We start from the raw sequence: 14,318 nt of genomic DNA, 5'->3' as shown, positions 1-14,318 counted from the left end.
AAAAAAATAGCATATAAAACAAAACCCATTCGCCGCGGCGAATGGGTTTTTCATTATTAACCAACAAACAACTATGATTTAGGTAACAATACCGTGTCAACTACATGAATTACTCCATTAGATTGATTTACATCGGCAATTGTAACTTGAGACATTCCTCCTTTTTCGTCAGTGATATACAGTTTTTTTCCTTTCATCCAAGCGGTTAAAGTACCCCCACTAACTGTTTTTAATGTAGTTTTACCATTTCCTGCTTTAATTGCTTTAGCAATATCTGAAGCGTTCATTTTTCCAGCAACTACATGGTACGTTAAAATAGTTTGCAACATTTTTTTGTTCTCTGGTTTCAATAATGTTTCAACCGTACCTTTTGGCAATTTATCAAAAGCTGCATTTGTAGGTGCAAAAACCGTAAAAGGTCCTTTTTCTTGTAATGTTTCCACTAAATCTGCTGCTTTTACAGCGGCAACTAATGTAGTGTGATCTTTAGAATTAACGGCATTTTCAATAATGTTTTTGGTAGGATACATTGGTGCTCCACCAACCATTACTGTTTTTTGAGCAAAAGAAGTGGCTCCAAATACTAGGGCAAAAAAGGCTACTGATAATAATTTACTAGTTTTCATAAATGTATATTTTTAAGTTATATAAAAGCATTTACGACAGTAAATTCGATTTGGTTTTAAAAAAATAAAAAATAATTTTTATTGCATCAAAAAACACTGGTAATCAACACTTTATTTTTTTTTGCAACAAATTATTGCTTTACAAAAAATCAAACGTAAACTTCTTGAAATATGCAAAGCAAAAAAAAACAGCGGTAAAAATGATTTTACCGCCGTTTACAATCTCAATCAGTTTTAGGTTTAGCTATCCAAATAAATGTTACAGACTTGAAGTTTTTTGTTTTTCCATCTTATTTTGATTTATTTATTCCTTTTAAAACAACACTTTCAAAGGCATTATAGGCAAATCGTTGCAAAGTAAGAATCATTGAAGTTCCTTTTCCAACAGGATAACTGAATTTCGGATTGTTGGAATCAATGATTTTTATGATGGTATCTACAACGGCTGTTGGTTCAGGAGCTTTATTAAATTCTTCATTATAGTAAGATTGAACTTTTTGTCTAAAACCATCATAATCTTTAATAGTTCCGTGAGTCGAAATGGAATTATTAATCAAATTCGTTTTATGAAACATCGGCTCCACCATACTAATTTTGATATTAAACTGATTTAATTCGAATCTTAAAGATTTAAAATAGCCTTCCAAAGCATGCTTGGATGCTGAATAGTAACTTAAGTTTGGATGTCCTATTAAACCTAAAAATGAACTGACATTAATAATCTTTCCTTGTCTTTGATTTCTCATTTTTGGCAATAGTGCATTCGTAAGTTTTACGGTACCCCAGAAGTTGGTTTCAAATTGTTTTAACCCAACATGAATTGGAGTTTCTTCTGCAAGTCCTGTTATGAAATAACCCGCATTATTTACTAAAATATCTAACTTTTCTATTTGCGAAAAAAGTTCTTTTGTAAAAGAAGTAATAGAATCGTCATTACTGATATCTAGTGGTAATAGCTTAAAAGGAACTGTGCTTTGTAGTTTTTCCGGATTACGACCAGTACCAATTACATTGTAGCCTTGTTCGTGTAATTTGTTTGCTAATTTCAAGCCAAAGCCTGATGTTGCACCTGTTATTAAAATTGTTTTTTTCATTTTGATATTTTTTAATACATACATTTTATAATTTCTTAATCTATTTCCTCAAGTTTAGGAGGCATCAGTTTATACATTACGGGTGTTACAATCCTTGCAAGAATGGTAGAGCTTATCAACCCACCAATCAATACAATCGCCAATGGAGATATTTGAGGATTGGGGTTCACCGCCAGCGGAATCAAACCACAAATTGCAGTAACCGAGGTTAGAACTACCGGAAGAAAACGGGTTTCTCCTGCAATCGCAATCGCTTCATCAATGGATTTTCCTTCCTGTCTTAATTGGTTTGTAAAATCGACTAAGAGCAGAGAGTTTTTTACCTGAATTCCAGACAATCCGATGAAACCAATAATAGCAACCAACGACATTGGGTTTCCTGAAGCTATTAAGAACAGTACACCTCCTAAAACCCCCAAAGGAATGATAGACATGACGATGATGATACCTTTAAACGTCTTAAATTGCAGCAACAAAACCGCTATAAATAAAAAGGTACTCAATATAATCACCGACAGAAAATTACCTCCTAACGCATCCCCTTCTGATTCTTTTTCTCCGGATAGTTTGTAATAATAACCTTTTGGCATTTTAAGTTTATCCAATTGTGGTATAATATCCACCAACAGGTCATTGGCTAAATAACCTTCTTTTGTCATGGCGCTAACTTTTGAAAAAGGTGATTTGTTAAAATGGTTGATCGCAGTAGGTGCTGTTTCAAAAGATACTGTTGCAATTTGATTGAGTGCAATTGGTGTTCCCTGAACATTGTTTACATATAAATTTTTCAGTGCATCAAGATTGGAAAATTTATCTCTTGGCAAAGTGATGGTCACATTTCTGGCATCACCTCGATTATCTATATAATCTCCAACGGTTAAACCGGCAACGGCAAGACGAATGACTTTATCGACCTCACTTGTTAGTACGCCCAAAGTTCTTGCTTTTTCTTTATTAATTTTTATTTTGACATCTGTTTTATAGGTATTCAACTCGTTGTTGATATAAACCGTTCCTTCCTGATTTCGTAAAATAGTTTCTACCTGAGCAGATAGCTTGCGTAAAACTTCCTGGTCTTCGCCAAATAAGCGCACCACAATATTGGCTTCCAATGGTGTTCCTTGCTCAAAATCTTTTACCTCCACTTTAGCATAAGGCATTGTTTTGAATTTTTCACGCAATTCTTCAATCAGAATGGTTTTGTCTGAAGGTTTTGCTTCCTCTTCCAATTGAACGAAAATTTGAGCAAAATCAGATTTTCTGTCCTGTGGATGCACGTTGTAGTAAATTTGCGGATTTCCGTGTCCAATATTTGAAGTGAAATACACAATTTCCTTATGTTTTTTTAATTCGGCTTCTAGGATTTTTGCTACCCTGTCACTTTCTGAAATATTGGCTTGAAGCGGCATTTTTATATTGATTAGAAACATCGGCTTTTCAGAAGTAGGGAATAATTTAAATCCAGCTACAGAAAACAGTCCAAACGCAAGAACACTTAAAAATATAGAAATGGTAATCGTAGTTTTTGGGAATTTCAACGTTTTAGGCATGATATTTTTGTACGATCTGGTAAGGAATTTTTGCAAATACTGTAGAAAAATGTTTCCTCCTTCGTGTTCGTGTGTTTTTAAGAATCGACTTCCTAAAAACGGAACCAATGTCAAAGCCACAAGCATAGAAGCCAATACACTCGTAATTACCGCCATTGGTAAACTTCGAATAAACTCCCCTGCCATATCCGGAAGAAAAGCCAGTGGCAAAAAGGCGATTACCAAAGTAGCGGTAGTCCCCACAACAGCAATACCTATTTGCTTTGTACCTTTCAAAACGGCATCCATTTTAGAATGTCCTTCACGGAGCCAACGTTCAATATTTTCTACAACCACAATACTATCATCAACCAGTAATCCTAAAGCAACAACCAAGCCCACAATACTTAATTGGTTTAAAGAATAACCCAAAGCATTCATTGCTATTAATCCTAAAGCTAATGATAAAGGAATCGAAATCATAACAATACCGGATGCTCTTGCTCCTAAAGGTATCAAGGTAACGATAACTAATAAAATGGCTAATCCAAAATCAAAACCTAAATGTCCCAATCGTTTAGAAACCATATCCGCCTGGTCAAAATTTTTAATCAGTTTGATATTTGAAGGCAATTCTTTTGCAAATTCATCAATTAGCGGCAAATATTCTTTCTGAACATCACTTATGTTAACATTGTCTTTCATTCCGGCTGAAACCAAAACACAGCGGTGTCCGTTGATTCTGGTAATATGATGTACCACTTCCGACTTGTAACTTACCTCGGCTACATCTTTCATATAGATGATTTTTCCATTGGCATTGTAAACAACTGTATTAGCAACATCATCGGCATTTTTGAATTTACCGCTCGTTTTTACGTTGAAAACTTTGCTCCCCAGGTCGATGCTTCCACCGGGAATATCGGCAGCTTCACTTTGTAAACTTCCCATCACTATATTTAATGGAATTTTTAATTGTGCCAATTTCTCCATGTTCAAATCCACACGGATTTCCTGTTCCGGAATTCCAGCGTATTCGACGTCTTTTAGATTGGTTATTTTTTCAATTTTTGTTTTCAATTTGTCCGCTTCATCGCGTAATTTTTTGTCTGAAGCGTTTTCTGAAACCAAAGCAATTTGTAAAATATTAACATCCGAAGACGAAATTTTCTCCGTTTTAATCTGATAAATATCTTTTGGAAGTTCACTGTTTTTTAGGGCGTTCATTTCTGTGGAAATCTCCTGATACTTGTTATCTACATCAACTCCGTATTTGAATTTCACCTGAAAAGCGGCAACACCATCTTCTACGGTTGTTAGTATTTTTTCGATGTTCTCCAGTCCGTAAATTTTATTTTCAATAGGTTTTACTACCTGTTCTTCCATATCTTTTGGACTCGTACCCGGATAAATAACCGTAATTAAATATTGCGGTGGATGCGTGGAAGGATCTTCGGCTCTTGGCATGGTGAATAAGGTAAGAAACCCTACAACTGCAACAAGAAGAAAGATAATCAGTGTGAACTGATAATTCTTAACGGCAAAGTTTGTAATCTTCATGATTGCTTATTTAATGATCTTTATCGTTGATTGTTCGTTGAGATAGGCACTGTTAGAAATGACTATCTGGTCTGTTTTTTGAAGGCCATCTTTTACATAGACTTTGTTATTGTCAAATTTGTTGATGGTAATAGGTTGACGTTTTACTTTGTTATTTTCCACTACAAATACAAAAGCGTTGTTGCCATCGGCTTCAATAAGCGAGTTGTAGGGAATTACCATAAAATCTTCGGCTTTATCGGTTTGTATTTCTGCTTTACCAAACATTCCTACAGCTGGTTTTTGATTTTTCATATTCAGTTTTAGTTCAACTTGAAAAGATCCAAGAGCAGCATCTGCCGCTTGCGATTTTCTAAAAATGCTGGCTTCAAATTTTTCATCAGGAAATCCGTCAAGGGTAACCATGGCTTTCTGACCTATTTTTACAGAAGCCCATTCTTTATCAGTTAATCCCACTTTCAACAGATAATTGTTGTTTTGCTTTGTTTCATTTATTGCTAAAATTGGAGACCCTGGGCCAACTACTTCGCCTTCATTTGCTATCTTATTAGCGACAAAACCATCGGCAGTAGCATATATTTTAGAGTAATGAGAATTAAACGCAACTGCTTCTTTTTGCTTTTTAGCAATGTCTAAACCAGTCTTTGTATTTTGAAGCTGTTCCAAAGTATAAACACTGTCCTTGTATAAATTAACAGCACGTGTATAGTCACGTTCATATTTTTTAACATTTAAGTCTGCTTGATTTAAACCTGCATTGATTTCTGTTTGGTCTAATGTGGCTAAAAGTTGGCCTTTTTTAAAAAACTGACCTTCCTCTACATAAATGCGACTAACTACACCTCCAATTTTAAAACCATAATTGGCCTGGTTTTCTGTGGTTACCAATCCAGATGCATTTATATTGCTGGTAAATGCTAATGATTCCACTGTTGCTGTTTTAATTGGAATAATATCCGCAGTTTCAAATGGATTGTTTTCCTTTTTTTCTTCTTTGCAAGCATAAAAAAGAGGTACTAATAAGAAAAGAAAAATAATACTTGATTTATTACTCTTAAACCTAAAATTGTTCTTTTTGTATTCGTAAGTTGTTGATTTCATGATCTTAATTTTTAATTGTTTAATGAAAAAGTGGCGTTGGCTCTTTCTAATTCGGCATAGGCAATCCAGGAATTATAAAGTGCTATATTGGTACTTAGCTGAGTATTAACCCATTGATTTTGAGAATCGAGCAATTCTATATAAATGGCCTGACCTTCTTTATACAACTTAGTTATATCTTCATTGTATTTTTTTGCAGCTACTTTTTGATTTTTATTGGCATTGAATTGTTCCAAAGCGGATTTCAAATTATTTTGTGAAATCTGATACTGAAGTAATAATTGTTGTTTCACATTGTCAATTTGTGAACTGATTTTTTGGGTATCCTGTTCTACTTGTTTCAGTTTGAATTTATTTTTATTACCTGAAAAAATATTCCACTGTAAACCTAAACCGGCAAAATAATAGCGAGAATCTTTATTTACTTCAAAATCAAAATCCTGAAAACCAAAATCGGCAAATCCGCTTAAAGTGGGGAACCAATATGATTTGGTAAGTTTGCCAACAGTTTCATTTAATTCTTTTACCTGATTGAGTTTTTTAATTTCTTCTCTATTTTGAGTATTGTCTGCACCCCAATCACCCGGTAATGTTTCAATTTGGTCTGTTTCAATTGTAGCGTCTAATTTTTCGTTCAATAAAAAATTGAAATAGGCTTGTGCATTTTTACTGGTTTGTTTGGCCGTTTCTAAATTAGCCTGAATTCTAATTACTTCATTATCACTTCTTAAAACTGCTGTTCGGTTTGTTTTATCATTTTTAAATAACGATTGATTCACTCTTTGATTCTCTTTAACCAATTTTAAAGCCTCTTCGTAAATCTTAACACCTTCAACAGATTGTAAGTATTTGTAGTAGGCTATTTTAATTTCCTTAACCAGTTCCCTTTTGTAGATTTCCAATTCGATTTTTTGCAAAGAATTTTGTTGACTTTTAATTCTCTTGTTATAGATAATTTCAAAATTCAACAATGGCATCGTGGTATGAATTTTAGCATCATAAAAATTATCCGGATTGATTAAAACGGATTGATTTTGCAGACTAGGAAAAGCGTTAGAATTTGTAATTTGATTTAAACTGCTGTATACTGGATTTAGCAAATCCCCAATAGGAATATCAATGGTTCTTCCCCCATCTGCAACAGTATAATTTGCATTTAAAGATACAGTCGGATAAAACAACGATTGTGCTTCTTTTAAAGCATACATGCTTTTGTTTATATCAAAATTGTTTTGCTTTATTATCTCATTATTTTTTAGCCCAGCCTCAATATAGCTGTCTAACTTACTCTGTGAATATCCCTGATACCCAAGTAAAATGCTCATTAGAATTAATACTTTTTTCATCTTAATTACATTGTTTATTAATTGAACAGTGTTCATTTTTAAAATCAAAAAAAAACTATAGTTTTTCTATAATTTTTAAATATTCATTGTATCCGTCATAAAGAATAGTATCGGGATTAGTAAACTTTACCCCTTTTGTTCTTTGACGAATTTCTAAGCAACACATACCGTGAACCAAACTCCAAATCATAAAAGCCAATGGTTCTAATCTATTGCCTACAAAATGTCCTTTTTCCATACATTGCGCAACGGTGGTTTTTAGTGCTCCAAAAGTGTTATCTCCTTCGTTCCATACAGAACATTCTGAATTCTCAATAAATTCCATCGGCGCTTTTACATTAAACATCAGATCATACATTTCCTGATTTTCCAATGCAAATTTGATGTAGATAAATCCCATTTTTCGGAGTCGTTCCATTGGGTTTTCTATACTAAACAATTCCTGAAAGTAACCACCCAATTCTTGAAATCCTATGGAATGTAAATCATGTAATATGGCATTTTTATCTTTAAAATAAACATATACCGTTCCTACACTATAATCTATTTCGTCAGCAATATTTCGAATTGTTGTTTGTTCTATTCCTTTTTCTAAAAATAGTTTTTTAGCTCCTTTTAAGATAAGTTCTCTTAAAGCTTCTTTTTCTCTTGCTTTTCTGTCTGCTACACTCATATCTAATAAATTCTTCAGCAAAGATATGTTTATTTTTTGAACAATGTTCATTTTTTTTAAAAAGAATTTAAAAAACATAAACTAGTTTCACTAAATTAAGGTTTTTTAATACAAAAAATCTGAATGACTGAACAGAAAACATAAGTTATTTGGTTTTAAGTACTTTTTTGTTTTCTCGAAAGCTCTGTAGAAGTTTTACTAAGCTGTCAATTAAAAATGCCCCAGATGATTGCCTGAAAATTGTTCTTTATAACCTCGTTCATCACACAACAATGGCATCCACATAACAGCTGCTTTGTTTATAAGCATCTGCAAAGGTCTCTGGGATGCTAAAACTTATTTACAAAAGCATTAATAGAAACAGGATTAGTCTGATTCAAAGCTTCTATTTCCCCATTGTTAATACCAATTAAATTTTGCTTTGCTTTTTCAAGGTCTCTGGCTGGTATTATAACCGTTACCCTACTGTATACTAAAAAAATCCCAATCCTTATAAAAAGAATTGGGATTACATAAATATTGTTATTTGTATGTTTTAAAAACTCGCAAACAGAAATCCAATCATCGAGAACAAAAATATAACCCCATAAAAAGAGAATACAATGATTGCCATTATCCCCATAAATTTATAATGAGATTTTAAGTATTCTAAAGATTCTGTTAGTTTTTCATTATTCATAATTGAAAAAGCTGCTTTTGCTTTTGATGCAAATTGGAATAAATAATAAACGGGAAAAAAATAAAGTACCGCAAGTAATAAATATATAACGGTAATAAAACCTCCAGCCATCATAGGCATTGGAAATGAATTCCCTCCAAAAGATCCTAATCTTGAAAAAATAGCTCCAAAAAATAAAGCGAAGAGCACTAGTATTCCGATGCCAACAAAACCTAGTATTGCTAAAAAATAAGCCCATTTGGCTATTTCTTTCAAATATGCCTTTGATTCTTCTGTTAAATGTAAATTTGGTTTTTCTGATGTTGTAAATTCTTCCATAAAATTTTAATTGTTAATTAGAATCTAAATATATAAGAATTTACGCAAATAAAAAAAGGTTTTCAAAAATAATTTTTGAAAACCTTTTTTTACAAGTAAATATTACTTTTATAAATTTTTAATCACAAACTCACTTCTACGGTTCAATTCGTGTTGTTCTTCAGTGCAAGATTCACTAGGTTCACATTTTACAATTTGAACGGTTTCTCCATAGCCTTTTGCAAAAATTCGCTTGGCTGGAATACCTTGACTTAAAAAATAATCTCTGGTAGAATTAGCCCTTTTGGTAGAAAGTTCTAAATTATACTTATCATTTCCTCGGTTGTCCGTATGAGAACCTATTTCAACTACCATGTCTGGATATTTTTTCATCAATTCAATAACTCTATTCAAAATAGGTTTTGATTCTTTTCTAATATACCATAAATCGTAATCAAAATAAATCGGTTCAGTTTTTATTAATAGGCGCTCTTTGTCTTTTACAATATCTTTTTCGGCAGCCACAATAGCAGCTATTTTTTCATTTTTCTTGATTTCAGCTTCTTTTTGCTTTTGTGCAATAATAGCTAATTCTTCTTTTTTAACTGTTTCAGGAGATTTTAAAGCCATTGAAGCATCATTAACTTTCTTTCTATCCTTATACATTTTTAAGAACTTAGAAGCTTTTGTATAATCGTCTTTAGAAGCGTGTACAGCATAACTTTTTTCACAATCTACTGAAAAAGAAAAACGTCCATCGGCAGTAGTTATAACTGTTTCAATTTCTTTGTTATTTGCATCCTTTAAACTTACTATTGCTTTATTTAACGGAAGTTTACTATCGATATCGGTAATAATTCCTGAAATATACTGCATACAATTCTCGACTACTAAAGGCTGAATTTCACTAATTTCATAAATATCATCAGCTCCTTTTCCTCCTTTTCTATTCGATGCAAAATAACCGTGTTTTGTATCCGAATCAATTACAAAAGAAAAATCGTCATAACCGGAATTAACTGGAAAACCAAGGTTCAACGGAGTGGAAAATTCATTGTTTTTAATTTCTGATACAAAAACATCTAAAAATCCATAACCAGCGTGTCCATTAGACGAAAAATACAGTTTGTTATCTTTAGAAATAAATGGAAATTGTTCTTTTTTATCAGTATTAATAGTAGCTCCAAGATTTTTGGGGGTACCGTAATCTGAACCTAAAATAGCTACACTGTAAATATCAAACGAACCTAAAGAACCTGGCATATCTGAAGCAAAATACAAGGTTTTTTCATCTGGACTTAAAGCAGGATGTTCCACCGAATAATTATCACTATTAAAAGGTAAAGCCGTTACATTTCGCCATTTTCCATCAATCAATTCGGCTTTAAAAATTTGAAGCATCGAAACCTTATTTTCGTTTTTTGCTTTTACACCATCTTTAGAATTATTACGCGTAAAATATACTGTTTTTCCATTTTTAGTAAAAACGGCATTGGCTTCGTGTAAAGGAGTATCCAATTCAACAGCAAATTTTCGAATGGAATCCAACTGTGGATTTTTAAGAGAAACAGCCATTAAATCCAGATAACTTTCGTTGTTCCATTTGTACACTTTTTCAAAAGCATAAGGTTTTCTAATAACTGCCGAGAAAACTAATTTTTGCTTGTAGGGTACTACTCCAAATTCTGAGTTAGGCGTGTTGATACTCATGTTTTTAATATCATAACGATCGCCTAAAGCAGCAATATTTTCTAAAATCAAATTGTCTTTTTCAAGATTAGCAATCGCTTTTTGATTGTTGGTACTCAAAAAGTAATCACGCATTACCTTATTTGCTTCATCATAATTACCGGAAGCTTTCAAAGTTTGTGAATACTTAAAATAGTAATCTGAATCTATTGCTTCTGGAAATCTAGAAATTAGAAAACGATAATTTCTTTGTGCATTTGCATAATCATTGGTATAATAATAACTATCTGCCAAGTTTTTTACAACTTCCAAAGAGCGATTGTGTTTCATAATACTTTCATACAGTGGAATAGCATCACTGTAATAAGTTCTGTCAAATAAGCGTTTGGCTCTTAATAAATCTTGTGTTTGCGCTTGAGTAAATTGTAAACTTAGTACAATTAAAATGAGGTATATTCTTTTCATTGCTATCATATTAAAAGAATCTTGGTGATTTATCATATCCTTTGCCTAATAAATCAATGTTAAACAACATAAAAATTTCATGTGTCCCTGAGTTAAACTGACCTAAATTAGAAGTTGTATAATCGTAAGCATAGCCCACACTAATACTTGGAGAAACTTTTACATTCATTAAAGCACTCACCGAATCATCAAATCGATACGAAGCACCCAATTCAAATTTTTCATTAAACAAAACATTGGCAGAAACATCTAAAGAAACAGCTGAACCTTCCACTATTTTAGTCATAAAAGCTGGTTTTAACTTAAATGTTTCAGACAAGTCAAAAACATAACCTCCTGTAAAAAACATGTGGATTTTTTCGGAGCCAAAAGCATTAATTCCAGCACGTTCTTCGATGTGTTTAGAAGAAAGTAGATTTGGTGCTGATAAACCTAAATAATAATTATCTGTAAAATAATAAGCTCCTACTCCAATATTAGGAAAAACGTTATTTATATTTTCTGCAAAAGCCATATCAGTAGACGAATCCCCACTTTCAAATTGAAATCCATTAAAATTAGTTTTAAACGAAGTAAATCCCGCTTTTAAACCAAATGATAATTTTGAAGTAGTATTCAAATCCAGAACATAAGCAAAATCAGCATAAAAGTTATCTTCTTTTTTTGCTCCATCCCCTATGTCATCTGAAATGATAGAAAGGCCCATTTCTACTTTCTTATTCAAAGGAATGTGACCAAAAAAGTTAAAGGTTTTAGGAGCTCCTACAGCACCAGCCCATTGAGAACGGTATAAAACTCCTAAATCTAACATGGCTTGTGTACCTGTAGCATAAGCCGGATTTACCACATTCATATTGTACATATAATGAGTATATTCAGGATCTTGCTGTGCTGAGACTTTTATTATAAAAAGTAAAAAACTGATACTTAATAGTATTTTTTTCATTCGAAGTGTAGTTTAATGTAATAAAAATCAACTATCGGTTTAGGTAAAAACTTCCTTGAACTGGTTTTTTATTCCCTTTATTAAAATGAAGAACATAAAAGTAAACTCCGTTTGGAGCTACTCCATCAATTCCTATTTTGTAATCTGAATTTCTACCATCCCAGGCCGGTTTATTTTTATTCCCTTTGAAAAGTATATTGCCATATCTATTAAAAATTTCTAATGAAAAATCAGGATACAAAAATTCAATTTGAGGAATTCTAAAAGTATCATTTACAGTATCTCCATTTGGCGAAAAGCCATCTGGAATAAAAACAATACACTTGTCTAATGTAAATGAAGCAGTGTTATTATCTACCACAATAGCACTACAAGCATTTGAATCATCCATTAAAGAATTTAGAGTAAAATTTGTAGTTCCAATATTTTCTAAAACCGACATTGGTATAATAAAACTCGCTTTTCCTGAATTAACTTCAGCACTAATTGTTTGATTCGAAGCTACATTTGCTCCTGTTAACGAATAATCAAAAGTAAGATTAGTTACATCTCCTAAACCAGATAACTCAACCACCGTATCTCCCTCTAAACATTCATTCTTTATATCTAAAGAAATTCCTGAGACATCTGGTGTAGCGTTAACAGTAAAAGCTTTAGATAAACTTACCGGATTTGCACAACCAGTATCAATGTTAACAATATTAGTAATAGAAAATAAGGTATTCACTCCTGCATTAGGAATTAATTGAGCTGGAATAGCAAACATTGCAACTCCATTAACTGCCGTAAATTCTAATTGTTGATTATTGGCTGAATTGTCTCCTGAAAGATTGTAGGTTATTCTGTAATTCCCATTGGATAAATTTGTATTGCCTGAAATTTCAACTTCTGCATCATAACCACTACAAACTGGGTTGATTGTAACAGTAGCTGTATTAATTTTAGGCAATGGAGAAATGGATAAAACATCTGAAATAACTCCAATTATATTATTACAAATGCCCGAAGACGATGTTTTTACAATATTTTTAATTGTAAAAGTATAATTGGCTACTGCAGGAAGATTTAAACGATCAACATCAAAAACAAAAGTTCCGCTTACAAAATCTCCATTAACGGTAATGTTTTTTGTAGTACTGCCATTGTTTATAGAATATGTTACATTATAATTCCCATCAGGAATAGGCTGAGGCCCTTTGGTCAAAGTTGCAGAATAAGTTGCAGATGCTATTTCGTCTTCACAAATATCCGAATTCACCACTAAAGTACTTCCTGTAAAATCCAATGGATCTTCAATAATAATTTGGACTGTCGATTTTGAATTCGTACAAATAGGATTTGAAGATAAAACAGTATATACAAAACTATAAGTTCCTGCACCTAAAGTATTATAAATATGAGCTACATCAATTATATTATCTACAGTATTTGACAATTCACTTGTACCCGATTCCTCTGTCCATTTACCACCAGTATCTTCATTAGCTAATCGCTCATTTAAATTTAAATTACTATAGACCGTTAAGTCATTAGTACTGCAAATTTTTAAACTAGAAGGTATTCCTGAAATCGGTTTTCTAAAAATAGATACTGAAATTGTAGCTGATTGTTCCGGACAAGAATCTAATTCCGGAATAGTATACGTATAAGAATAAGTTCCTACTCCCAAAACAAATGGTTTGATTGTACTTCCTACCAAAGAAGCAGCATTAGTATTAGCAGTCCACCTACCATTTTGTTGCGGAGGTAGTTGCGTCCCATCAAAAGCTTGAAACAAACTAAACAATTCAACATCATCACAAGTAGAAATATTAGGACTTGGAACTCCCGTGTAAGGGCCAATTTTTAGGGTTACAGTTGCATTATTATCAGCACAACCTGAGCTGGAAGCTACAGTATAAGTATAACTATAAACACCGCTATTTCGTAACTCCTGGGCATTCAAAAATCCATTAAAAGTATTATCTTCAAGCGGTTTTGAATTGTCTACCCAAGTTCCTCCTGAAGTTGGACTTCCTCCTAAAAGACTAAAAAGGTTAATACTACTATTAACAGGATCTTGGATATTACAAATGGTTACACTTGCATCTTCTCCTGCACATTGCGAATAACTAACTGTGGATAAAAAGAATAGAAAAAGAAAAGAAAATTTTATAAAGTTATTTTTTACAAACAAAAGTAGTTTTATTATCATACTCACGGTTTTTTAGATTGCACCTACGGTAATTTGATGCTAATGTAAGAAATAAAGCATCAATAATATCCAAAAAAATCGACAAAATACATCAAAAAAAACAGCTTAATAAACTTTTA

The 14,318-nt window shown here is 32.4% G+C and carries 10 protein-coding genes; all 10 read right to left on the bottom strand.

From position 1 onward, the window contains the following. Window positions 1-71: 71 nt before the first annotated feature. On the bottom strand, window positions 72-626 hold the full coding sequence (locus AC4FRF_RS15655) for a fasciclin domain-containing protein (RefSeq protein WP_491160893.1): 555 nt from the start codon (window positions 624-626) through the stop codon (window positions 72-74). A gap of 290 nt (window positions 627-916) precedes the next feature. After that, complete coding sequence (locus AC4FRF_RS15650) at window positions 917-1,720, bottom strand: SDR family NAD(P)-dependent oxidoreductase (RefSeq protein WP_491160891.1); 804 nt, start codon at window positions 1,718-1,720, stop codon at window positions 917-919. Window positions 1,721-1,755: 35 nt separating this feature from the next. Continuing rightward, window positions 1,756-4,809: an efflux RND transporter permease subunit gene (locus tag AC4FRF_RS15645; protein ID WP_491160889.1), complete on the bottom strand. Its 3,054-nt coding sequence runs from the start codon at window positions 4,807-4,809 to the stop codon at window positions 1,756-1,758. 6 nt (window positions 4,810-4,815) lie between these two features. Continuing rightward, entirely contained in the window at window positions 4,816-5,910 is a 1,095-nt protein-coding gene (locus tag AC4FRF_RS15640; protein ID WP_491160887.1) for an efflux RND transporter periplasmic adaptor subunit, read from the bottom strand. An 11-nt stretch (window positions 5,911-5,921) separates the two neighbouring features. After that, a complete protein-coding gene (locus AC4FRF_RS15635) occupies window positions 5,922-7,256 on the bottom strand; it encodes a TolC family protein (protein ID WP_491160885.1) in 1,335 nt (444 codons plus the stop codon). Window positions 7,257-7,311: 55 nt separating this feature from the next. Then, window positions 7,312-7,980: a TetR/AcrR family transcriptional regulator gene (locus AC4FRF_RS15630; RefSeq protein ID WP_491160884.1), complete on the bottom strand. Its 669-nt coding sequence runs from the start codon at window positions 7,978-7,980 to the stop codon at window positions 7,312-7,314. Between the two features lie 484 nt (window positions 7,981-8,464). Next, window positions 8,465-8,926, bottom strand: a complete 462-nt coding sequence (locus AC4FRF_RS15625) for a hypothetical protein (RefSeq protein WP_491160882.1) — start codon at window positions 8,924-8,926, stop codon at window positions 8,465-8,467. Between the two features lie 108 nt (window positions 8,927-9,034). Beyond that, entirely contained in the window at window positions 9,035-11,059 is a 2,025-nt protein-coding gene (locus AC4FRF_RS15620; protein WP_491160881.1) for an OmpA family protein, read from the bottom strand. 10 nt (window positions 11,060-11,069) lie between these two features. Beyond that, complete coding sequence (locus AC4FRF_RS15615; RefSeq protein WP_491160879.1) at window positions 11,070-12,005, bottom strand: PorP/SprF family type IX secretion system membrane protein; 936 nt, start codon at window positions 12,003-12,005, stop codon at window positions 11,070-11,072. 31 nt (window positions 12,006-12,036) lie between these two features. Further along, window positions 12,037-14,199 (bottom strand): T9SS type B sorting domain-containing protein, encoded by a 2,163-nt coding sequence (locus AC4FRF_RS15610; protein ID WP_491160877.1) that lies wholly within the window; start codon window positions 14,197-14,199, stop codon window positions 12,037-12,039. Window positions 14,200-14,318 lie beyond the last annotated feature (119 nt).

The sequence above is a fragment of the Flavobacterium sp. ST-158 genome (assembly GCF_058309975.1).
The sequence above is the reverse complement of the archived record's forward strand: the minus strand, read 5'-3'. Positions and strand labels throughout refer to the sequence as shown.